This window comes from Streptomyces sp. NPDC002788 (genome assembly GCF_053592115.1).
In genome coordinates this window covers 1-21,818 of record NZ_JBSFVB010000027.1, presented here as the reverse complement: position 1 = coordinate 21,818, position 21,818 = coordinate 1, and the positions used below count along the sequence as shown (strand labels likewise).

The 21,818-nt window shown below is 67.8% G+C and carries 22 protein-coding genes and 2 pseudogenes; 14 read left to right on the top strand and 10 right to left on the bottom strand.

Translation table 11 applies throughout. The features are described from left to right. Positions 1-31 precede the first annotated feature (31 nt). A complete protein-coding gene (locus tag ACWD1U_RS34475) occupies positions 32-430 on the top strand; it encodes a MerR family transcriptional regulator (RefSeq protein ID WP_451113362.1) in 399 nt (132 codons plus the stop codon). A 151-nt stretch (positions 431-581) separates the two neighbouring features. Here ACWD1U_RS34475 and ACWD1U_RS34470 read toward each other — a convergent pair whose 3' ends face one another. The 3 genes from ACWD1U_RS34470 to ACWD1U_RS34460 all read right to left on the bottom strand — a co-directional run bounded on the left by ACWD1U_RS34470 (position 582) and on the right by ACWD1U_RS34460 (position 3,813). Beyond that, positions 582-854: a hypothetical protein gene (locus tag ACWD1U_RS34470; protein ID WP_451113300.1), complete on the bottom strand. Its 273-nt coding sequence runs from the start codon at positions 852-854 to the stop codon at positions 582-584. Then, complete coding sequence (locus ACWD1U_RS34465; protein WP_451113299.1) at positions 854-1,087, bottom strand: hypothetical protein; 234 nt, start codon at positions 1,085-1,087, stop codon at positions 854-856. The genes ACWD1U_RS34470 and ACWD1U_RS34465 overlap by 1 nt, the downstream gene beginning before the upstream one ends. Positions 1,088-3,042: 1,955 nt before the next feature. Continuing rightward, positions 3,043-3,813, bottom strand: coding sequence for a hypothetical protein (locus tag ACWD1U_RS34460; protein WP_451113298.1), 771 nt, complete (start codon positions 3,811-3,813; stop codon positions 3,043-3,045). A gap of 357 nt (positions 3,814-4,170) precedes the next feature. Here ACWD1U_RS34460 and ACWD1U_RS34455 point away from each other — a divergent pair, with 357 nt between their 5' ends. The 4 genes from ACWD1U_RS34455 (at position 4,171) to ACWD1U_RS34440 (ending at position 6,451) form a co-directional block, all read left to right on the top strand. Next, a complete protein-coding gene (locus ACWD1U_RS34455; protein WP_451113297.1) occupies positions 4,171-4,656 on the top strand; it encodes a MarR family winged helix-turn-helix transcriptional regulator in 486 nt (161 codons plus the stop codon). After that, complete coding sequence (locus tag ACWD1U_RS34450) at positions 4,649-5,497, top strand: EamA family transporter (protein WP_451113296.1); 849 nt, start codon at positions 4,649-4,651, stop codon at positions 5,495-5,497. The genes ACWD1U_RS34455 and ACWD1U_RS34450 overlap by 8 nt, the downstream gene beginning before the upstream one ends. A gap of 217 nt (positions 5,498-5,714) precedes the next feature. Next, complete coding sequence (locus ACWD1U_RS34445; RefSeq protein WP_451113295.1) at positions 5,715-6,023, top strand: transposase; 309 nt, start codon at positions 5,715-5,717, stop codon at positions 6,021-6,023. Beyond that, complete coding sequence (locus ACWD1U_RS34440; RefSeq protein WP_451113367.1) at positions 6,020-6,451, top strand: hypothetical protein; 432 nt, start codon at positions 6,020-6,022, stop codon at positions 6,449-6,451. Before ACWD1U_RS34445 ends, ACWD1U_RS34440 begins: the two co-directional genes overlap by 4 nt. On the opposite strand, the pseudogene ACWD1U_RS34435 reads toward ACWD1U_RS34440, so the two are convergent. Further along, a pseudogene (locus ACWD1U_RS34435) lies at positions 6,361-6,612 on the bottom strand (alpha/beta fold hydrolase); the annotation flags it as partial. The gene ACWD1U_RS34440 and the pseudogene ACWD1U_RS34435 overlap by 91 nt on opposite strands. Positions 6,613-7,673: 1,061 nt before the next feature. On the opposite strand from ACWD1U_RS34435, the gene ACWD1U_RS34430 reads away from it, so the two are divergent. Both ACWD1U_RS34430 and ACWD1U_RS34425 read left to right on the top strand, forming a co-directional pair. Then, on the top strand, positions 7,674-10,226 hold the full coding sequence (locus ACWD1U_RS34430; RefSeq protein ID WP_451113294.1) for a Helicase associated domain protein: 2,553 nt from the start codon (positions 7,674-7,676) through the stop codon (positions 10,224-10,226). A gap of 232 nt (positions 10,227-10,458) precedes the next feature. Then, the gene (locus tag ACWD1U_RS34425) at positions 10,459-10,587 is read left to right on the top strand and encodes a DUF6083 domain-containing protein (protein WP_451113361.1); all 129 of its coding nucleotides are present in this window, start codon (positions 10,459-10,461) and stop codon (positions 10,585-10,587) included. Here the strand turns inward: ACWD1U_RS34425 and ACWD1U_RS34420 are convergent. After that, positions 10,528-11,232, bottom strand: a complete 705-nt coding sequence (locus ACWD1U_RS34420; protein ID WP_451113293.1) for a DUF4386 domain-containing protein — start codon at positions 11,230-11,232, stop codon at positions 10,528-10,530. The two genes, ACWD1U_RS34425 and ACWD1U_RS34420, sit on opposite strands and share 60 nt — an antisense overlap. 119 nt (positions 11,233-11,351) lie before the next feature. Here ACWD1U_RS34420 and ACWD1U_RS34415 point away from each other — a divergent pair, with 119 nt between their 5' ends. The 3 genes from ACWD1U_RS34415 to ACWD1U_RS34405 all read left to right on the top strand — a co-directional run bounded on the left by ACWD1U_RS34415 (position 11,352) and on the right by ACWD1U_RS34405 (position 13,308). Beyond that, complete coding sequence (locus tag ACWD1U_RS34415) at positions 11,352-12,035, top strand: TetR/AcrR family transcriptional regulator C-terminal domain-containing protein (RefSeq protein ID WP_451113292.1); 684 nt, start codon at positions 11,352-11,354, stop codon at positions 12,033-12,035. Positions 12,036-12,687: 652 nt separating this feature from the next. Then, entirely contained in the window at positions 12,688-13,059 is a 372-nt protein-coding gene (locus tag ACWD1U_RS34410; protein WP_451113291.1) for a hypothetical protein, read from the top strand. Then, complete coding sequence (locus ACWD1U_RS34405) at positions 13,060-13,308, top strand: hypothetical protein (RefSeq protein ID WP_451113290.1); 249 nt, start codon at positions 13,060-13,062, stop codon at positions 13,306-13,308. Between the two features lie 465 nt (positions 13,309-13,773). On the opposite strand, the gene ACWD1U_RS34400 is transcribed toward ACWD1U_RS34405, so the two are convergent. The 3 genes from ACWD1U_RS34400 to ACWD1U_RS34390 are packed head-to-tail and all read right to left on the bottom strand — an operon-like array spanning position 13,774 to position 14,781. Next, positions 13,774-14,100: a DUF1048 domain-containing protein gene (locus tag ACWD1U_RS34400; RefSeq protein ID WP_451113289.1), complete on the bottom strand. Its 327-nt coding sequence runs from the start codon at positions 14,098-14,100 to the stop codon at positions 13,774-13,776. A gap of 1 nt (position 14,101) precedes the next feature. After that, complete coding sequence (locus ACWD1U_RS34395) at positions 14,102-14,458, bottom strand: DUF1048 domain-containing protein (protein ID WP_451113288.1); 357 nt, start codon at positions 14,456-14,458, stop codon at positions 14,102-14,104. Continuing rightward, positions 14,455-14,781 (bottom strand): PadR family transcriptional regulator, encoded by a 327-nt coding sequence (locus ACWD1U_RS34390; RefSeq protein WP_451113287.1) that lies wholly within the window; start codon positions 14,779-14,781, stop codon positions 14,455-14,457. Before ACWD1U_RS34390 ends, ACWD1U_RS34395 begins: the two co-directional genes overlap by 4 nt. A 599-nt stretch (positions 14,782-15,380) precedes the next feature. Here ACWD1U_RS34390 and ACWD1U_RS34385 point away from each other — a divergent pair. Further along, positions 15,381-15,965: a YrhB domain-containing protein gene (locus ACWD1U_RS34385; RefSeq protein ID WP_451113286.1), complete on the top strand. Its 585-nt coding sequence runs from the start codon at positions 15,381-15,383 to the stop codon at positions 15,963-15,965. Between the two features lie 81 nt (positions 15,966-16,046). Here ACWD1U_RS34385 and ACWD1U_RS34380 read toward each other — a convergent pair. Both ACWD1U_RS34380 and ACWD1U_RS34375 read right to left on the bottom strand, forming a co-directional pair. After that, a pseudogene (locus ACWD1U_RS34380) lies at positions 16,047-16,790 on the bottom strand (DUF3885 domain-containing protein); the annotation flags it as partial. Between the two features lie 59 nt (positions 16,791-16,849). Continuing rightward, positions 16,850-17,284, bottom strand: a complete 435-nt coding sequence (locus ACWD1U_RS34375) for a hypothetical protein (protein ID WP_451113285.1) — start codon at positions 17,282-17,284, stop codon at positions 16,850-16,852. A 167-nt stretch (positions 17,285-17,451) separates the two neighbouring features. On the opposite strand from ACWD1U_RS34375, the gene ACWD1U_RS34370 reads away from it, so the two are divergent. The 3 genes from ACWD1U_RS34370 to ACWD1U_RS34360 all read left to right on the top strand — a co-directional run bounded on the left by ACWD1U_RS34370 (position 17,452) and on the right by ACWD1U_RS34360 (position 21,661). Next, the gene (locus ACWD1U_RS34370; protein WP_451113284.1) at positions 17,452-18,489 is read left to right on the top strand and encodes an NAD-dependent epimerase/dehydratase family protein; all 1,038 of its coding nucleotides are present in this window, start codon (positions 17,452-17,454) and stop codon (positions 18,487-18,489) included. Between the two features lie 971 nt (positions 18,490-19,460). Then, positions 19,461-19,724: a hypothetical protein gene (locus ACWD1U_RS34365; RefSeq protein WP_451113283.1), complete on the top strand. Its 264-nt coding sequence runs from the start codon at positions 19,461-19,463 to the stop codon at positions 19,722-19,724. Next, positions 19,721-21,661, top strand: a complete 1,941-nt coding sequence (locus ACWD1U_RS34360) for a hypothetical protein (RefSeq protein WP_451113282.1) — start codon at positions 19,721-19,723, stop codon at positions 21,659-21,661. Before ACWD1U_RS34365 ends, ACWD1U_RS34360 begins: the two co-directional genes overlap by 4 nt. Positions 21,662-21,818 lie beyond the last annotated feature (157 nt).

The following is a 21,818-nucleotide window of genomic DNA, read 5'->3' as shown; positions in this document are numbered from 1 at the left end:
GGTCAAACCGCCGGTCGATGAGGTAGAGCACATGCGAATCGGAGAGCTGTCGGAACGTACTGGCACCCCCCGGCGGCTGTTGCGCTACTACGAGGAGCAGGGATTGATCATCCCTGATCGCTGCGCGAACGGCTACCGCACGTACGACGAGCGCCTCGTAGACCGGGTCATGCAGATCAGAGGGCTGCTCGACGCCGGACTGCCGACCCGGATCATCAAGCAGATCCTCCCCTGCCTCGACAAGCCCCGGGCCATCCATTTCTCCGACGCGACACCGGAGATGATCGCCACGCTGGAGAACGAACGTGATCGCATGACCGAGCGCATCAAGTGCCTTACGCGCAACAGGGATTCGGTCACCGAGTACCTCGACGCGGTGCGCAGTAACAAGCGCCCAGATGCCGCCTCCGATGCGTCTACAACGTCATGACCCGCAACACTTGGCTGCCGCGGCCGCTCGGCGGGCACGCGGACTCGTTGTTATCCGTCATGCGACCTAGAGCCCTCGAGGCCCCGGAACACGAAAGCGACTCCGCTCACACGCCTGTGTCGTCGGGAGCTGTTGCATGAAGCAGCGCGGGCTACACCTCGATGTACGCAACGACTACGACGGTGCGCAGGGCGGTGACGAAGTACAGGATGCGCACAGACTCGATTTCGTCGGTGTACTGGCGCAGCTGGGGGCCGGCGGTGTCGCCGGGGATCGGCTCGCCGACGTCCGGGGCGACGGAGATGACGACCAGGGCGCGGTCCAGGGCGTGGATCTTCGCCTCGCTGGTGATGGACTCCAGCTGCTTGGCGGCGGAGTCGGAGAAGGCGATGCGGGCGCGGCGCGGGCCCTGCCGCGGGGCCATCAGGCGACGGCCGGGCGCTGTGAGGCGAGCCGGGCGAGGTGGGTCTCGCGCAGCTCCTCCCACGGCGTGCAGTCCTCCACCGAGGGCAGCCCGTTGGCCGCGATGTCCTCCAGGACGGCGGCGAACTGGTCGGCGCTGGCGCGGGTCTTGGCCGCGTACGCGCGCAACCCGTCGGCGGCCGCGGGCTCCAGCTGCTGCCGGGCGTGGTCGGCGGAGGCCGGCTGTTCGCTCATCGAGGGCTCCAGAAGGCAGAACTGGCGTCTGTTCCAACGGTATCGGCCGCCCCTGGCTCTGGGGACCACTCCGGACGAACCCGGCCGTTCGAGGGTGCGAGACCCAGGGACCCAGGTAGACCCAGATGCCGGGACGGTTCGTGTCCATCAGGGAAAACACTGGTCCCGGGACCCAGGGACCCAGGTTCTGGGGGTGGTTGATGGATCCGGATGGGTCCCGCCTGCTGGCGATGACACAGATCAGCTGAACAGTGACACAGATGAACGTGTCCACCCGGAGAAACGGGGGGTGGATGACACTGATCGGCCGGACTGTTCAGGTGGGGATATCGGAGAATGGGGCGCGACTACGTTCCGTACGGCGCTGTCCGCTGCCACTGAACTTTGACCGTTTGCCACCGAACTTGACGGCCGATCCGCTCGAACAACTCAGGTCAGCGAGATAGGTGTCCAGAGGCTGGACACGCCCTGGAAGACCTTCGAGTAGACCCCACCAGTGTGGAAGTGATCCTCACTGACGGCGGGCCTTGTTGCGTTCCATGGCCTTGTATGCGCTGTACACTCCGTAGCCGATCAATCCGACGGCGAGTGCCCCGCCCGCTGCGTACACCATGTTGTTGCTCCTCTGCGGTCAGTACGGTCCCATTCGCTGGGCTCCTAGTACCAGGGTCACCCCACCGCCATGTATCCGCCAATGAAGGGCATCGGGCTTAACGGCCGTCACGAGAGCTACCCACCGTCGACTATCTCGTAGAGGAACCGCTGGCCATCTTGGTCGGCCTTGCGGGCCCTATCCGTGTCCTCACCCGCCCGGGCCACGCACGTCGCGGACTTGGGCTGCTCTTCATAAGGTCGCGCAGAGATGGCCTGCCAAGCAGGGGCCATCCAGCCCGTACTGGGTACTGATCACCTGCGGCGGCAACGGAGGCATTGTGGGTAGGAACGGTAGGCATGAGTTCAAGTTCGTTCTTTCCGATGTCGATCTCACCAAGGAACAGCAGGAGAAAGTCAGCCGTGCGGTCGCACAGGCCGGCGCCCTGGCGGTGAGCGACCTGCTTCCGGAAGGGTCCCTGACGGTACCGGTGCGGTCGAACGTGTGGTGGCATGGCCTTCCCCGACCAGATCTGATGGCGGAACTTCAGAGGTCGGCGGCTGAACATGAGCTCCAGGAATAACCATGGCAACCGTCCAAAACCAGGGCAGGGGTCGGGCCTGCCCGAGCGGCCTCTGTCACGAGGACAGTGCGATCATCGGCGTGATGACCGAGCAAGGCCGACTAGCCTACCTGCCGATGCCGGTCGCGATGGACACCGCGTTTGCCTCCCGCCTGCAGGATGGGGGGCAACCGGAGCGCCGGTACCGCTTCAGCCAACCCTGCATCGAAAGTGCCTGCTCGCAGTGGACCGGCGAGGGATGCGGCGTCATCGACCACGTGCTGGATGATCCCCCCGACAGTGGGTGCGCACAGCACCCTCGCGTGACGGATCCGGACGTACTTCCTGCCTGTGCAATCCGCCGCGACTGCAGGTGGTTCTTGCAGCGTGGCGCAGCCGCTTGTGGGGCCTGCCCAACCATCGTGGCGGACACCGGCGGGGCGGCCACATATCGTCGGCAGCGCTCATTCAGCACGACAGCCAAGCGAAGCGACAACTCCGAGGAGTAATTCGAACCCGGTCAAACTTCAGTGGCAAACGGTCAAGGTTCAGTGGCACCGGACAGGCGCACGAGTGCGCGCCAGGCAAGACCACAAGTGTCACGCTCCACCCGCAGATTTGCCCTGGAGGGGATCCGCGGGCCTAAAAATCGGACATACGTGGACGTATTGAAGGGAGCGTGACAGCTTTTCCGGGGAGCGTGACAGGCAGTGTCACGCACACGCTGCGTTAGCGTGACGCCGTCCGGGAGCACGTGACGACCACCCTGTGCTCCTGGCGCTCGTTCACGCCCGGCTTCCCTCAGCGCCGGCCGACTCGGTGGCGCGGGTGAGGAACGCGGCGAGGTCGGCAGTGGCCTCGGGGGCGGCGACGACGAGGCGGGGCCGCGAACGCCAGCTGGTCGACGCAGGCGGCCGGGACCAGGCGGGCGAGTTCGGCGAGCAGCGCGGCGTGGGCAAGGACGGGCTGCGGCAGAAGGCCGGCGGCGGCCTCGCGGGCGACCGGGTCCCGGTAGTGCCCGAGGTGCGCGGCCAGGGCGTGCGCGAGCCATGCGTCGACGTCGGCCTGGACGTACGACCCGGCCCGGCGAGTGAGTTCGTCCCGGACGGCTTCGTCGCCTTCGCGGGGCTCAGCCTGTTCCAGCGTGCCCAGCTCGCGCAGCGCCTGGAGCTCATCGGCGCGGGCCGCGATCCGGGCGGCTTCGCGCAGCTCGGTTTCCCGGGCGGCGGCGGCCGCGGCTTCGGCGGCGAGCTCCTCCTGGACGACGTCGTCGGTGTCCGGGTCGTAGACGGTGCCGGAGGGAGCGGCGGCGAGCAGCTGGTCGATGCGCTCCCACTCCGCGAGCTCCGCCCGGCCGCGGGTGTCGTCGGCCAGGTGCTCGTGGCGGGAGTCCTGGCGTGCGTCGAACCGGGCGTCCTCGAGGGCCGCCGCGACGGCGGCCGCGTCCATGCCCTTCGCGCGGCGGCGGACCACACGCCGGCCGATACTGGCGTGGTCGACCGGCTCACGGGGCGCGGCCGCGCGGGGAACGGGACGGCGGGCAGTGCGCCGGGGCGGCCAGGGGCTGCTCATCAGGGCCTCGCATTCGGCGTGCGGAATAAGGTGCGGGCCGCCGCCAGAGCGCTGTACGACGGCCCGTGGATCATGAGCCGAAGCACGCAGGTTGTCACCAGTGGAGGTGGGCGAGCTGGCAAAAGGGATCGGTCGAAGCAGCGTGGTTGTCACAGACGAGGCATCCGACTTGTCACACACGCTCATCCAGCAGGCCTTCTGGCACCAGAAGCGACGATCGAAAGCTTGGCGGCAGTTCTGAGGCGGTTCAGCCGCGACAGTACGGTTCCCGCACTTCATTATGGGCATGCATGACTCATGCATGGAGAATCACGTACGGCGAATCTTTTGGGAGCCGCCGCGCTTGCCCTCAGTGACGTGGTGGTCGCCGAGGCGACGCGGGCGGCCAGCACGAGTTCGAGCGGAGCTGCCGCGCTGGTGGTGTTGTCCACAGACCCTGGCTTGAGTGTCACCGAGCTGGGTCGGCGGGTAGGACTGAGCCAGTCTGCGGCGGCCCGCATGGTCGATGGCCTGGAAAAACAGGGACTGGTACGCAAAGAAGCCAGCTGGGGAGCGTGGGTCCGCCTTCAGCTCAGCGATCTGGGCGTACAGGCAGCACGCACTCTCCTCGCCTGCCGCAGCGACGTACTGCGACAGGCGCTGAACCGCCTCGACGACAGCGAGAGGGAGCAGCTCGGCCAGCTGCTGAGCAAGGTACTGACGGGTTTGTACCAGCAGCCCGGTGACGCCGAACGCATCTGCCGGCTGTGCGACCGGTGTGTCTGTGTCCGGGACGGTGCGACCTGCCCGGTGGGCCAGGCGGACCGGGACCACCGGGCGAGCCACGAGCGCGACCATGGGTGAGTTGCTCGCTCTGCTGTCCGCTTTGTGTTTCGGTATCACACATTTCGTCAACGGCCTGGTCTCGCGCAGACACGACGGGCTGACCGTCGCACTTCACGCCCAACTGGGCGGCACCGTGCTCGGGCTGCTCCTGGCACTGTTTCCGGACGGTGGAGCCGCCTCGCTCGCCGACTACGGTTGGGGTGCGCTGTCGGGGGTGGGTACAGGACTGGGGGTCGCCTTCCTGTACCGGGCGATGTCCCAGGGGGCGATGAGCGTGGTCGTCCCGGTCAGCGATGTCGGAGCTGTGGCTCTTCCGGTCCTGGTCGGGGTGTGTTTCCTCGGGGAGCACCCAGCCCTGCCTGCGTGGGTGGGGATCGCCTCCGTCTTGCCGGCGCTGTGGCTGGTCTCGCAGAACTCGCCGGGTCTCGGTGATAAACAGCGCGGGGCGATATCCGCAGGGGTTCCCAGTGCCTTGATCGCCAGTTTGGGATTCGGCGTGCAGTTCCTCGCCATGGCGCAGGTGGACACGGACAGCGGCTTGTGGCCGGTAGTGCTGAGTCGGATGGTTTCCGTCGTGGTCATCGCCGCGGTCCTGGGTGCCTATGGTGCCCCTTGGGGCCTGACGGGAAGGCCATGGGGGGCAACGGTGGCGGCCGGTGCCCTGGGCACACTTGCGATCGTGCTGTATCTGGAGGCCACCAGACAACAGCTCATGGCCATTGCCACCGTACTCTCCGCTCTCTACCCCGCCATCCCCGTCATCCTCGCCCTCGTACTGCTGAAGGAACGCCTGAACCACCGACAGGCTGCTGGTCTCGTCTGCGCGGCACTCGCGATAGGGCTCATCGCACTGCGCTGACCCGCCCGGCCCGCTGTCGCCAGCGGCCAGCGGGTGCGTTCACAACCCCAGGCAGGCCATGACGTGCCTGATGCGGGTGTAGTCCTCCAGGCTGTAGGGCGTGAAGTCATCGGCGTCGGTGACAACAAGCCTGCCGATGTGACAAAACGGGGCTGCCGCACGATCGGGTGACATCTGAACTGGCTTGCCCTGTGGGGCGGGTGGGAAGGATGTCGCTGTGCCCAAGCCTTATCCGGAGGAGTTCCGCCAAGACGTCGTGCGGGTCGCGGGGAACCGCGGGCCGGGTGTGACGGTCGAGCAGGTGGCCACCGACTTCGGAGTCCATCCGATGACGTTGTGGAAGTGGATGCGTCGCGCGGACATCGACGACGGGACCAAGCCCGGAACGACCAGCCAGGAGAGCGCAGAGCTTCGGCAAGCGCGTCGGCGGATCAAGCTGCTGGAGCAGGAGAACGAGGTCCTGCGGCGGGCCGCGGCCTATCTGTCGCAGGCCCATCTGCCGGGAAAAGGATCTACCCGCTCGTGAAGGAGCTGGCCGGGGACGGGGTGCCCGTCACGGTTGCGTGCCGGGTGCTGAAGCTCGCCAGACAGCCCTACTACCGCTGGCTGGACCAGCCGGTGACCGACGCCATGCTGGAGGATGCGTATCGCGCGAACGCGCTGTTCGACGCGCACCGTGACGACCCGGAGTTCGGCTACCGCTTCCTGGCCGACGAAGCGCGCGGCGCCGGGGCCGTGATGGCGGACCGGACTGCATGGCGGATCTGCCGGGACAACCGCTGGTGGAGTGTGTTCGGCAAGAAGCGCGGCAAGGGCAAGAAAGCCGGGCCGCCGGTGCACGACGACCTCGTCCGCCGTGAGCGGGCAGTGAAAGCGGCTATCGCAGACCGCACGGTCGCGGCCTGCGCGGTCAGTCTCTGCCCCCGGGGAAGACGGATGGCTGACGCACCGTAGCCGGGACGGTCCAGCGCCAGCACCGTATAACCCAAGCGAGCACCCAGCGCCAGCAAGGACACATCCGGGTGCGCCTGGCCATCGAAATAGCCGGCATTCATCCCCCCGCCGTGCAGCGCAACGATCACCGCACGCGCACAACCATCCGCAGGCTCACTCATCAAACCGGACAGCGTGACGCCGTCCGCATCGACCCTGACGGGCCGTACACCCGGGGACAGCTGCCTGCCACGCACGTCCGGTGCAGCCGGTATTCGGGCGCCGGCCTGCACCGGGGCATCACCCACGACACACACCCCGACCGAGCCGGGAACAGGCACGCGCCGAGACCGCCCTGCCAGCCGCACACAGCACGCCAACCCCTCCACGAGCATCCCAAACCGGACCGGAATCCAAGGGCAGCGCCCCGCACCTCATCCTCCAAGCCGCACCCCCCTCAGCCAGCCGGCTATCCCCCATCCGTGGAACACCACACCCGCGCGCCCGCGGGCGCCGATCACTACACCACGCGGCGGAACAGGCCCCACGAGCAGGTCTCGACGTCGGCTACCGCCACCGAGGCACATAGCTCCTTCGACCCACCCGCCGAACGCGCACCCTCCGAATGGTGCACGTCGGCATCCCACCGACGGACACCGCAATGTCGGACCTGCACCGACGCCCACCGTCGCCCACAACAGCACGGTGCCTGCTGCGCCGGTTCAGAAGGCAGCCGAGACACGAAGGCCGCCACGGTGATCGCCAAACCTTCCAGCGCAGGACTGCCTGCCGGGCATCGCGCTCCCCGTGTAACACATCGACGCCGCAACGCGCTGTAGACAATGACCCGATCATGAGGGTCGCGAAGCCCGCCCTCTGTGGAGGGGGCAGCGGGCTTCAACGTGCAGGTGCAGACCGGTTCCCCCCGTGACAGGTCTGCCCTGCACGCATAAAACGGTCAGGTCGCCCACACGCGGCATGGCACCCGGGAGTGGACGCGGTCTCTGGACCATTCAACCGAAGTCGAGGTGACTGTCCATTGATTGCGCGGCCAGCCGGGTGACGAAACGAACGGTCCGCCGTCCTACCCGCGGGGCGTGTCCGTTCCCCGCGCATGCCGCCCTGCTGTAACTGTGGCCGTCATGGGCAAGGCTGTGGGGCTTCAACTACTGCTTTGACAGACTGGTTGCCCGCATCGGCGGAGAGGACGGTATTCCAGGTCTGCAGGAGAGGGTAGATCGGAATGGCTGTGAAGAAACTCCGTCCCCATCAGCGAGAAGCCGTGGACGCGATCCTTCGCGCGCTCGAATCTCATGCAAGATCCACTGTGCCTGAGCGGGGTCTCCGTACTCAGGTGATCATGGCAACCGGAACTGGTAAGACCCTTGTCGCCACCCGCAGCGCGGAGAAGCTCGGTGCCGGCCGCGTTCTCGTCCTCGTGCCCTCGCTGGACCTGCTCGCCCAGACCGAGGCCGCGTGGCTCGAGGGCGGCCGCAGCGGGCCGATGATCGGGGTCTCCTCCCTGCGCGGGAACGAGGTGGCCTTCCCCAACACCACCGACGTGGAGGAGCTGGTCGACTGGGTCCGGCCGTTCGACAAGGTCACCGTCTTCGCCACCTACGCCTCACTCGGGCTGGGCACCCTGGAACGCGCCCACCAGGCCGGTCTCCCGGGATGGGACCTGATCGTCGTGGACGAGGCGCACCGGACCTCGGGGCGGATCGGGAAGCCGTGGGCGGTCGTCCACGACAACACCCGCATCCCCGCGCTGCGCCGCCTCTACATGACCGCCACGCCGCGGCTGTGGCAGCTCGACGACGACCAGGAGCAGCAGGGCGCGCCGGGTGAGCTGGTGGCGAGCATGGAGGACGACCCGGGCGGCCCGTTCGGCAGCCGCTGCTACACCCTGACGCTGTCGCAGGCCATCGATCGCGGGATCTGTGCGCCGTACCAGGTGGTGTGCGTAGACATCACCGACACCCAGCTCCAGGCCGCACAGCTGCTGGGCGAAGACGCGCGCTCCGAGCAGGTACGCGGGGCGCGGCTCGCCGCACTGCAGACCGCCTTGGTGAGGGCGTCAGCGGAAGAAGGCTTCCGCAGGACGCTGGTCTTCCACCACATGGTGAAGGAAGCCGAAGCCTTCGCGGCCGGCCTTCCCGACGTCGCCGCACAACTGTACGCCGCCGACCCCGAGCTCTACCCACGCACGGTCTGGGCCGACTGGCTGTGCGGCGACCACAAACCGCTCCACAGGCGCCGGGTTCTCGGGGAATTCGCGGCCGGAGTCGCCACGGACGGCACGGTCGTGGAGAAGGGCTACCTGGGCTCGGTGAAGGTGCTGGGCGAAGGCGTCGATACCAAGAACTGCGACTCCGTCTACTTCGCCGACGTACGCGGCTCCATGCCCGACCTCGTCCAAGCCGTCGGCCGCGCACTGCGTATGCAGCCCGGCGAGGGCAAGATGGCCAGCCTGGTCGTGCCGGTCCTGCTGGGGCCCGGGGAGACGGTCGACAACATGCTCACGAGCCGGGCCTACGGCGGCCTGGCGAAGCTGCTGGAAGCACTCAGGGCCCACGACGCCCGAGTCGTGGAACAGCTCGCCGAACAGCAAGCCCGCAGCAGTGTCAGAGGCGTACAGAGCCGTAGCGGGGGGCAGGAGGGCGAGGGAGCCGAAGGCGGCGACCGCGGACTGTCGGTGCCGGCCCGGGAGCTGCTGAAGTTCAGTACCCCACGCGACCCCGCGCAGCTGGCCGCGTTCATCAACCTGCGCGTCCTCAACCCCGAACACCAGCACTGGCGACGCGGCACGGAAGCCGCCACCATCTACCACCGACTCCACGGCAACCTGAAGGTCCCCTTCACCTACCGCGTCCCCGGCAAGAACGAACCGGAGGCGGAAACCGAAGGGTGGCCGGCCTCCCTCACTGCCTTCCCGCTGGGGCAATGGATCGCCGACGCCCGCCGCTTCTACGCCCGCGGGCACATGGACGCCGACCGTGTCGAGCAGCTGGAGAAGCTCGGCATGGTCTGGTCGCACTACGACATCGCCTGGGAAGAGGGCCTGGCCGCCGCCCGAGGATGGGCCAAGGACAACGGCCACCTGCTGGCCCCGCTGGACGCCACCTACCAGGGCTACAAGGTAGGCATCTGGCTGAAGAACGCTAGAGCGGCCGCCCGGAAAGCGCAGGAGGTCGAGCAGCGGCGTGCCGAAGGCCTGCCGGTTCAGTCGTCGGCGGGGGCGCTGTCGGAGGAACGGCGCGAGCAGCTCGAGGACATCGACCCCGCCTGGTGCCCGGCCTGGCCGGTGGAGTGGCAACGCGCCTTCCACCTCGTCCGGCAGCACCTGGAAGCGGGCGGAACACTGCCGACAGAGCCGGGTGCCGTCGTGCACCAAGGCGAAGACCTCGGACGATGGGTACGGGCGCAGCGGCTCGGCTTCGACAAGCTCACCGGCGTGCAGCAGTGGATGCTGGAGCACGTCCTCGGGATCGAGCCCGCCGGCGAGAGCGAGAAGCCCAAGCCGCGCCGTACACAGGCCGACAAATGGGCCCTCAACTACCAGGCCGCCAAGCAGTACTACCAACGCGAAGGACACCTTCGCGTGCCGAGGAAACACGTCGAGACGATCGTCATCACCAGCGGGAACGGAGAAGTGGACGGCCACGAGGACAGCGAGGGACAGGAGGTACGACAGCTTCGGCTCGGGGCATGGATCAGCAACCAGCGCTCACGCGCCGCGACCCTCTCCCCCGAACGCGTGGAACAACTCTCCGCCATCGGCATGCGCTGGACATAACCCGCTCTGTCATCGGCGCTCTCCTGGGGCTCTCGTAGCCGACGCCAGTTGGTGCTGTCACGGGAATGCCGAAAACGGCGGTCAGCGGCAGACAGCGTGGGAGGACTGAAGTCACGGGCTGGGATGCCGGCCTGTGACGAGTTCGGGCCGCTCAACCTGATGCCCCCGGCCCGCCCTCGTCGGTGTGAGTGCTGAGCCTCAGCCGCGCGTCGGTCGCTGCTTCTCGCAGATCATGACGGTCCCCGCCGGGCAGGGCTGGCGCGTCGCCCCGGACGGCTCCGCCGTCAAGCTCGGGCCGACCTCACCGACGGACACCTGCCGGATCAGCCACCTCTCTGTCTGCCCGGGACGCGGCGCCTGAGCCGGACCCGAACCCCCTGAAGATCAGCCACCCAGCCAGCCCCAGCTCCCAGGCGAACACCGGGAGCGCGGCGGCCGACCCCGCCAGGGAGAGCTGCGCGTAGGCCCCGAACATCACGGCGACGGCCGAGGCGCAGATCAGCGGCCCGCCAACCAGCCCGAGCACAGCGATGAAGCGCGGCACGAGCCGTGCGCGGTACGCCAGGTAGGCAAGCAGGACGGTGTTCAAACCGAGGGCGATGTTGGGCCCGAGCAGGAACGTCCAGTCGTGCACGGCCACCAGCGCGTCGTCGGCGCCTGCCGCCGCCCCCGCGTCCCGCCGCAGGGTGACGAGCGCCAGCACGGCGACGATCCCGAGGGCGATGACGGCCGCCTCCAGCAGCCGCCCGAAGGCGTACCCGAACGCGAGCCCCTCGCCGTGGCGCCGCAGGACGGGGAACAGCGCCGCCCCGGTACCGGCCACCGCCACCACCAGCACCACCTCGCAGAGCACCCCGAGCAGCGCCCGCGTGTCGGCGCCCTGCGCGAGCCGGCCGTCCGCCGCTCCCAGCAGGGGGCGGTACAGAACGGCCCCTGCTATCGCGGCGGCCTCGGTCAGCAGGAACAGCGACCCGGCGGCCACCGCGGTTCTCCGGTCCGGACTCATCTTCTCGGTACCCCCTACTCGGTGGTGGTGTACGCCGTACACCTCGCGGCGAGCATAGGTGTACGACGTACACTCGTCAAGGAGAGGGCGCTGTCGAGGAGGGAAAGGGCCGAACCGGAATGACCCGGCAGGAAGCCACACACACGCATCGGATCCCCCTGAACAGGGACCGCGTCCTGCGCGCCGCGGTCGCGCTCGCCGACGCCACCGGCATCGACGCGCTCAGCATGCGCAGGCTCGCGCAGGAGCTGGACGTCGTACCGATGGCCCTCTACAAGCACGTGGCCAACAAGGAGGAGCTGCTCGACGGCATGGTCGACACCGTGGTCGGCGAGATCGACCCGCCGGCTGCGGGCCCCGAGTGGCAACGCGTGGTCCGCGGGCGGATCCTCTCGGCCCGGCGGGTCCTGTTGCGCCACCCCTGGGCGGCCCGGCTCATCGAGTCGCGGACCGGCCCTACCCCGGCCGTGCTGGCGTACCTGGACTCGATGGCCGGAAGCTTCCGGGACGGCGGTCTCTCCGCCGACCTTACGCACCACGTCATGCACGCGATGGGCAGCCGCCTGCTCGGCTTCAGCCAGGAACTGTTCGACACCTCGGGCCCCTCCGGCCCGCCGGGCCCCGGGCTGGCGGCGCGCTACCCGCACATCGCGGAACTCGCCGCGACGGCCGCACACGACGGGAGTTCCACAGTCGGTGGCGGCTGCGACGACCAGTTCGAGTTCGAATTCGCCCTGGACCTCCTTCTGGACGGCTTCGAAAGCCTCCGCCGCCAAGGCTGGACGTCCGCGCGGAAGGCGTAGCGGGTGCGGGGGGCTGATCTAGCGTCGAGGGGGGAGGGAAGCCCAACCGAGCCTAGAACTCGACGGCGATCCCTCAGATGAAGCGGAGCAGGCCCACGCTGACAGCCGCGCAACGAGCTGCGGCAGACTGCGCGCCCGCCGGCAACGCCACACCCGCCACCGCACCGCTCTGCCCCACGGGCACGCCCCCGGTCGGCTCTGGTACGAGACGCGGGGGCGCGGACGCCTTCTCCGCGCCGCGCTCACGCGGCCCGGCCAGGGCGAGGCCAGCCAGAGCCCCGTTATCTTCTTCGCAGTCCTGCAAGAGGGCCGCTGGCCTCCGGGCCCGGCATGACTGTTGCCCCCTGTCGAACAGATGACCTGGGGGGTGGTGTCACCGGGTCCGAGGGGTGCCGTCACAGACGCTGATCAGAGGTCCGGCCACCGCCCGGCCCGGCGCAATGCCCGGCCACTCGAGGGCGGCAGGTCTGCATAACGTGGATGCGCGCGAACGGCCCCAACACCGAGGCCGGCACAGCATCGACGCATGTGGGGGCACGGTGATCGACATCAGCGAGACGGGCGTCTTCCTCGGCCTGGACGTTGGCAAGAGCAACCACTGGATTGGCGTACGTTTTGGGTGCCGACAGCTCGCCGGGTGGCGGGGGACCGGGTGCCTGTTCTGGCTGGGTGGGGGGACCTGACCGTACGTGAGGATCGCGTTGGGATTCATCCTGGGGATCCCATTCTTCTTTCTCCGGACTACCGGATCGACGAGGTACTGAGCCGGTATCTGTGCCGGTCGTCGTTCACCCGTCTCGCACAGGAGAAGAAGCGCAACTACACGGACGACTACTGCCTGTTCTTCGATTTCCTGTGGGGTCGCGGGAAGTGGTGGAGCGAGGCGTCAGCGGACGATCTGTGGGACTTCGAGGACTGGCGGACCCGCTCGCCGCGGAATCCTTGCCGGGTCGGCGGGGCGCGGTGGAACCGGGGACCGGCCGCGCTCGCGCGGCTGTATGAGTGGGCGGTACAGCGCGAGTAAGTGCTGGCGAACCCGGTGCTCATGCGTACGGTCACCAGCCGGACCGGCGAGATCGTGCTGGTGCCAGCGGCGCGGGCGAAGAACGCGCGCACTGGCGAGGTGCGCTGGCTGACGCCGCGCGCCTTCCGCCGCTGGGTGGAGGTGGGACTGCGCGGTCACGGCGCGGACGGCTGCCGGACGCCGGGTGGGCGGGACGGCTGGCCGACCGCAACGCGGCCTTCGCTGACCTGCTGTTCTCCTCCGGGGTGAGTCGGACGAAGGGGCCTCGCTGCTGACGCTGATTCCGCGTCTCCAGCTGGAGGGCGGCCGGTACTACGCGGGGCGTCTGGCACGGGTGGTGACGAAGTCGAAGCGGGCGCGCACGTTCTGTGCCTCCTCTGTCGTGGTCGGACACCGACCTCAAGGCGGAGTTCTACGAGCAGGTTCGGGCCCGGGGAGGGACGCCGGACAGCGAGCGGCGTCTGCGCCAGCAGGTCCGGCGGCTCAAGGAGCTCAGGGCAGCCGACGCGCAGGAGATCACCCAGCTCAAAGCTGATGTCGACGAGGCACTGGTGGGTGCGGTGCGCTGCACCAGGCCACAGTGGAGAACAGCCACCTGCACCGGCAGCTCGCCGACCGGCGTGCACATGCGATTGTGCACGTGCTGCCGACGCAGACGACGCCATGAACCCGCGTGGTGGAACCCAGCAGCGTCGCGAACCGGTCCGGCGGCTGTCACTCCGTGGCCGCGCCGGGTTCCCCGCTAATGGCTTTCTGGTAAGCATCCGCGTAGGTGGGAGAGTCCTTGATCAGGTCGTCGCAGAACGCGGCGACGTCGGTGCCGATGAGTTCCAAAACTCCCTTGCCCGCGGCGACGCCCTCCTCGAAGAAGTCGACGATTCCTGGGAGGAGGGGTCCGTCGGGCAGGCTGACCGGTCCGACCTTGAACAGGTACTTCTGCATCTCCTTGTAGACGATCTGGTAGTCCGGCGGGAGTGCCTTGACCCGGGCCACGTGCGCCCGCCATTGTTTCTTGCCTTCGATGATGTCTTGGATGCTCACGTCAGCCTCCCAGCCGATTCAGTTTCCTTGCGACGTTCCTGTTCAACTGCTCGCGCCACCGGTCGCGATGAGTCCGGGCCCCTGCTCCGCCGGCCAGCGCCGTGCAGAAGCCCTGGATGTCGTCGCCGAGCACCTCGTGGACGCTCTGCCCGTCCGCTGCCGACACTTCGAGCAGCCCCAGGGCGGAGTCGAGAATCGGTGTCAGGTTGCGGCCAGTGAGGTCCCCGTAAGGGAAGAGGTGGGCGACGATCTGGTCCCACGCCTCCCGGTAGTCGTCCGGCAGGGCCTCGACCCGGGCTCCGAACGCCTTCCAATCCCTGGTGAGATCGCTGCCTGTGGCCTTCTCCCAGAAGTTCATCTCCCGCCCTCCTTGAGCCTGTTGATGCGTGATGAGAGGTACTGCCACTTCTCCCAGAACTTCGCGAGTTCCTCGCGCCCGGCGTCGTTGAGCGCGTAGAACTTGCGTGGCGGACCGACCCCGGATGGTCGTTTCGTCACCTGGACGAGCCCGTTCCTCTCCAGCCGCAGCAAGATCGTGTAGACCGTGCCCTCAATGACGTCGGCGAAGCCGAGCTCGTTCAGCTGGCGAGTGATGGCGTACCCGTAGGTTTCCTCGCTGCCGATGATCTCGAGTACGCACCCTTCGAGCGTGCCCTTCAACATCTCCGTCAGGTCGTCCATCGCGGGTGCTCCTCATCCGGCCAGTACTACGTGCTACCGAGTACCGCTATACGGTATCACCGAGTAGTGAAACGGCAACGTCTCCGGTGGACACAGCCCTGGGCCGAAGGTTCGGCGAGGGACCGGGTTCCGTCGAACGCTGCAGCCCGGTCATCGGTTGAGATGACGGGTGAGCCGTTTCACGTCAACATGCCGAAGGTTGCGTGCCGCGCGGGTGTCGCCCTGCATGCAGGCGCGGATCGTGTCGTCGTGGGCGAGGTTCTCCTGGTCGTGACGTGAGTGAGGCGACCCGCGTGGTGGTGCGGGACCGCCCCGGGTTGGCTTCGACGGGTCAGAACGGGGCCTTCGGGAGAGCCGTTGATCAGGCGGCCAGCCGGTGGCCAGCCGGGGCCGGGGAGGTCATGTGGGTGTCGGGGCTGGGCTCGTAGCCCTTGTGGCACGGGTCGCAGCAGCCCTGGGTGCGCAGCGGTACTGGCGCGGAGCACTTGTTCCGTTGCTGTCGTATTCCTGGCCAAGAAGGTCCGTCAGATCCCTCGGACGTGCCCTGGGCCGTGCGAATTTGCTGGTCGAGAGAGGGGGCGGTGCGGGAAGCTGCATGCGTGATCGAGCGAGAGGCCGCCGTTCGGGCCGTCGAGGATCAGCTGGAGCGCGACTATCAGCAGTGGCGGGCTGCGGGCGTGGACGCGATGCGGATGGCTGTGGTCGACGTCGAGGAGCACGAGCTGGTGTGGATCGTCTCCTGGACCTCCGAGGAGTTCGTACGCACCCGGAACCCGGAGTTCATGCTGGCCGGTAACGGGCCTTACCTGGTCGACCGTGTCGACGGGGGACTGCACCGGGTCGGCGTCGTCTCCGCGGTAACCGGGGAGTGGGAGGCCGACTATCGAGCCCGGATACGTGGGCTGCCGGTGCGCACCGCAGTAGACGATCTGCACGACGTGCTGTGTGAAGTCGCCGCTGCGCGCGGACGCGTGCACGCTGTACGGACACTGCGCCAGAGGCTGCCGATGTTCTCGCCTGCGGAGGCCATCGAGTATGTGAGCGCATTGCTGGACGGTGATGCGCCCGCGCGGCTCGTGGCCGTCGCCACCGAAGCGCTCGTGAAGCCTCTCAACCCGGTACTTGCAGTGAAAACGATTCTGAGCGGGGCGGAGATCCGAGCGGGTCAGAGACCCGAGGGGTGAGGGGAAAGCCAGTCGGCATGCCGATCGCGCGCCATCCCGTTCCTCGGACGTGGTGAGGAGAACGTCCGCGCCACCGTCGTAGGGGTGGTGGATGCGCTGCATCCGGGTGTCGGTGATGAGGACGCCCGCCACCATGTCGTCGGCGATGTCTCGGAGCGGCTCGTCGATGCAGCCACGCCGCCAGGGCCGGCGGGCGGCGAAGAGGTGGCAGTAGGTGCGGAACGCAGGGTCAGGATCGTCCTCTACCAGCAGGCTCTGCCCATACCCGGTGACGGCCTGCGATGGTGGAACCTCCGCTTCGGTCGTCCAGAGCGGTGTGATCACATACACGTCCGCACCAGCGAACAGCTCATCGCGGACGGTGTTGTAACGCTCCAGGACGACGGTGTACTCGCTCTCGTCCTCCGCGTACCGCTTCGATTCCGGCAGGCTGTGAAAACGTGCCCAGACGTCCCGATACGGGCCCCGGAGCTTGTACCCAACCGGCGGGCAACTGGGCCAACGCTGCTGCCACAGCTCCGTCAGATCCGCCTGCCCGTCCCCGGATCCGGAAGCGAGGGGATCAGCCTCAACAGGGTGTTCCTGCTGACCGGAACCTTGAAGGCGTCCGTTCCGGGCACCGGCCCGGCCCGCGAGCGCAAGACCGACCGACACCGGCGTCGACCGCAGCCGTTCGGTCCGTCGCCCGAAACTGCGGGTGAGACCGGGTACTTGCTCGGCGAAAGTCATGCGCTCGCAAGATTCCTCCTCGCAGACGAACCTCCGTACCCGCAACGACACCACGACGAACGTGCCCGCCGTCGGCAGAGCACGGGGAAAGCGCAGGTAGGAGCCGTGTATTCGCCCCGACCAGCACCCGCACCCCGGACAGACACCTCAGGCGCCTAACTCGTCAAGCCATGCGTGTCTCCGGCGTCTTCGGCATCGAGTGCCGCGTCCAGAATGTCTCCGATCTGGATGAGGTCTTCCGCAGAGAGCTTGGGTGGAGTCCAGTGGTGTGCGCGTGCGTGGTCGACGAAGGTCTCGTCCAGCGGGACGTGGTAGCGCTCGACGTAGTGGGCGAGGTCTGAGTACCAGAACCACTCGCCGTCAGTGTGCAGCTTCAACGCGCCGATGAGTTCGTTGCTCAGCGCGTCATGGACTGGTGATCCGGTGACGGCAAGGGCACATCCTGAACGGAGATAACGCACCAGCTTCTCCTCGCCCCGGGCGGCGTGGTCGCGGACCGAGTCGCGAAGTGCAGGGCCGTCGGGGCGACCATGTGCCAGTTCCTGAAACTCACCAAGGAACCGGTTGCAGGGAAAAGATTCGCTGGCCATACGCGGAAGCCTATTCACGCTCTGCGGCCTGGTCACGCCGCCTCTGGAGCTGTGGCAGAAGTAGAACTGGAGACCGTGGTAGAGCTGGCCGAGCATGCGGTGAGCAACTGTCAAAACTTGTGGATCGGCGGGGAGAGGACCCGGGGCACGAGGCATAAGATCGTCTTATGCCCCGTGCACTGGTCCTCGGTGGTACCGGCCTGATCGGTCGCGCTGCCGCCCTGCGGCTGCTCGCCGCCGGATGGCAGGTGGACGTCACCGGCCGGAACCCTGCCCACATGCCGTCCGAACTCGCTGCCGCAGGAGCCCGCTTCGTCGCGGCGGACCGGTCTGACGGCAGCCGGCTCCAGGCTGCCCTGGGAGGGGGTACCGATCTACTGGTCGACTGCATCTGCTACACCGCTGCCGACGCCCTGCTCCTGCTGCCACTCGCCAGGAACGCCACCTCCACGGTGTTGATCTCCAGCAAGGCCGTGTACGTCGATGCCGACGGCCACCACTCCAACTCCGACGCCCCGCCCCGGTACGACGGCCCTGTCCGCGAAACCCAGCCCACCCTGCCCCCCGGTGACATGGACTACCACTCACGGGTGGGGTACGGCCCCAACAAGGTCGCGGCCGAGCATGTCGCCCTGGACAGCGGCTTGCCCATCACTGTCGTGCGCCCTTCCCGCATCCACGGTGTGGGCGCGGCCCGCCCCAGGGAATGGGTGGTCGTCAAACGCGCCCTGGACCGTCGCGGTGTTGTGCTGCTCGCCAACCGGGGCAACGGGGTCGTCCACCCGACGGCCGCGGCCAACATCGCGGCTCTCATCGAAACGGCCGCCGACACGCCCGGCGCGCGCATCCTCAACTGCGCGGACCCCGACGCGCCGAGCGCACTCGAGATCTTCCGCACCATCGCCCGGTACCTGAAGCACACCTGGGAAGAAGTCCTCCTCGACGACACGGCTCCGGGCACCCTGGGTCGAACCCCCTGGAACTCCCCCCACCCGGTGGTGCTCGACACCTCCGCCGCGGAAGCTCTCGGGTACCGGCCAACCGGCGACTACGCGACGACAGTCGCTGCTGAGATCGACTGGCTGCTCGACTCCGCCCGGGCCGGCGACCGGGCGGGGATCCTGCCCAAGACGGAGGACCCGTACTTCAGCCGGTTCTTCGAGTATGCAGCCGAGGATGCGTTCCTCGCCGGGCGCACACGCTGAGGTCCGGGCAGGTACGGCCAGCAGTCCGGCCCGGCCGTTACTGGACTCCATCCGGTACGGCGGAAAAGCTCATGCCGCGAGGGTCTCGGGGCGTTCGACGAGGTGGCCGCGTCGTCCGATCAGATCGCGTGGCCTGGGGCCGTGCATCGCAAGGCGCCGGTGGTGGCGCCACGCCACGTAAGCGAGGCCGGCCGCGATGAACAAGACCAGGAGCACCCAGCCAAGAGCAGCAGCGCCCAGATCACGTGCGACGCGGTCTCGGCTCCCACACGCTCGCCTCGTGTGACTGACCAGCCGCATCGCGGGTGTGCCGTGCAGCAGGTCACGGGCAGCGGTGGCTGTGTCCCGCGAGGGGGGCAATTAGCCATCGATTCCAAATTTCTGCAGAGGGCTTTCCACGAAAAGGAGTCTCGATCACCGATGCGGAATAGTTATTTTTGCGCTGCGCACGTGGATGCGGTGAGGGGGCTCCAGCCGGTAACAGGAGCCCCCTCTTCCCCCGCTCATGCACTGCCGCGCCCAGGAAGGGGAGGGGACGGTGTATTTCGAGGGCGGGGGTTCCGCTTGCTCAGCTCACCACCTTGCTGGCCACTGTGCAAGATCTTCCGCGTTCCGAACGACTCGGAACGGCGCGGAACGCGTTCCGAACGAGTGAATACCCAGGTCAGCGGACACATCGGCTGGCCTGGTGGTGCTGCGGCAGCCCTCCTTGCGGTCGATCTCCAGCCTGAACGGTTCGGACGCCGACGGACGAGCCGTCGAGATGCATCGGCACGCCGCGCTATTCGAGCGGAAAAGGGAGAGTGAAAGCTTTTTGCTGAGCGGTTAATGTTCGGACTTATTCCAATCGGGCTGGAGTGTTTCCCTCCCCCTCAGCCACTGCCAAACTGGGTAATGACCGCATCACGCCCGGTAAGCGCCGATGCGGTCGCGGTATGGCGATCTTCGCCGCGTTCAGGAAGGGAACGACTATGTCCGTACGCATTACGCGATCGCGGCGCCGCCGGCAGGCGGCGTCCTCGGATCACGCGCTCTGCGGAGCGAGCCTCACGCCCGCCCAGCGGATCACCGTCCTTACGGTGATCCTGGTGGTGGTGATCGTCCTCGTGTGCAGCGGGCAGCCCGTCTGCGATGTCCTGGGGCTGGTCATGGCGGCCGGAGCTGCCGCCGCGCAGATCGGCCCGTGGCTGAGCGGACAGCACCCGGCCGCCGGCACTCCGGGAGGAGTGCGATGACGCAGCCGGAGGACCCGCCGGCCCCCCAGGACGAGCAGAGGACGTGGCCCGACCCGACGCACCTGCGCGACCAGAGGGACTTCCGGAAGGCACTGAAGCAGTTGTGCAAGAGCCGGAGCCTGACCTACGCAGAGCTGGTGAAGGCCAGCGCTGACGGCCCAGAGAAGCTGTCCTCCACCGCCACGATCTCCAGCACGTTGAACAAGGACGCGCTGCCCAACCGAGGCTTCGTGGTCAGCTTTCTGCGCGCTTGTGGGCTGAGCGAAAAGGAACAGGGGCCATGGCTGACGCGCTGGGAGCAGTTGAGCTGGCAGGAGACGGCTCCCGAGGAGGGACTGCAAGAAGCGGCTCCGGCTGAGACGGACCTACCCGTGCCGCCTGCCGAGCAGGGCCGGTGGTGGGCGCGCCGGTGGGCGCGCCCTATCGGTAGCGGCCGCTCCCGGCTGAGTGCAGTCGTGGTGGCCGGCACCGTACTCGCTCTCACCGTCGGCGCCGTGGTGTGGCTGGTGCACCAGCAGGACCGGGAAGAGACCAAGGAGCGGCACTGTGGCACGTTCAATCCGAGCCTGATGACAGAGGCTGATGGGGAGTGCACGGGCGTCACCGACGGCAGTGACGGCGCGGCCGTCTTCGGCAGTGACCTCAAGCCGGTCATGACCGCCATCGGCGCGGAGAACAGGAACGTGGTCAAGGACGGTGACTACGTGACGGTCGCGTTCCTGACACCTTTGACGTCGAAGGACTCCAACAACCTAACCGTGGGTCAGTACGTCGCCGAGCTCGAGGGCGCCTACACCGCCGTCGAAGAGGCCAACAAGAAGAACACCAGGCCCAAGATCCGGCTGCTGGTGGCCAGCATGGGCAGCAGCCAGAAGCACTGGGAGCGCGCTGTCGACCAGCTGGTGGCCCGCAGGTCCGAAGACCGCCTGGTGGCGGTGGCCGGCATGGGTCTGAGCCAGCAGGAAACCGTCGACGCGGCCCGCAAGCTCAGCAAGGCCGATCTGCCCATGGTCGGGGACCTGATCACCGCGGACGGCTTCGACGCCACCGGCGCGGTCGACGGCAAGGGACGGATCGACGGACTGGCCCGCGTCGCCCTCTCCAACAAAGACCAACTAACCGCCATCAGCAAACAACTGCCCTCCGGCCAGCACACCGCGGCCCTGGTCAGCACCTCGGTGACGCCCAACGGGACCAGGGACCTCTACACCGAATCCCTCAACCGGGGCTTCCGCACCATCAAAGACCTCAAGAAGCATCTCGACGACACCTCCGACTTCAAGTTCGACCCCCGCGGCGGGCCCGGCGCCATCCTGCCCACCATCAGCCAGAACTTCTGCAGCAGCGGCAAGACCATCGACACCGTCTACTACGCCGCCCGCGTCAGGTACCTGCCCGACTTCCTCGACGCGCTGGCCAGACGAAGCTGCCACGCCCAGCCCATCACCGTGATCACCGGATCGGATGCGGCAGCACTCGACCCCAAGACAGAAGCACTCCGCGACCCTGACGCGCCGATCACTGTCCTGTACGCGTCCTTCCCGAACGCGGCCCAGTTCCGCAGCGCCGACAACCCCGGCCGCGGTCAGTACAACGCCTTCGTCAAGGCCTTCACCTCCCACCACCACGGACAGCAGTTCCCCGCAGAACATCTCACCCGCAGCTACTGGGGCATCGTCGCCCACGACGCCGTCCTCACGGCCGCGACCGCCCTGCACCGTGCGGCCGCCCACGGCGCCCCGGGCAGCCTGCCCAACCGCTACGCCGTCAGGAACGAGCTTTACGCGCTGCGCAACGACGCCATCGCCGGCGCAAGCGGCTACTTCGGCATCGACAAGAACGGAAACCGCACCAACACTCACACCGTCGCCACCGTCCACCGCCTCGGCGAACCTCTGCCCACAACCACCAGCGCCCCAGCTGACCAACCACGATGAATCCCTTGAGGTGCTGAGCTCAGGGACACCAGACCCGTACATCGTTGAGGCCCCTGGTCGCCGTGGGCGGTTTCTAGGGATCGTCGCAACACATGATCGGTTGTGTCAGACGGCGAGCAGTTTATGCAGGCGCTCGGCTGGGGTCTCCCAGCCGAGC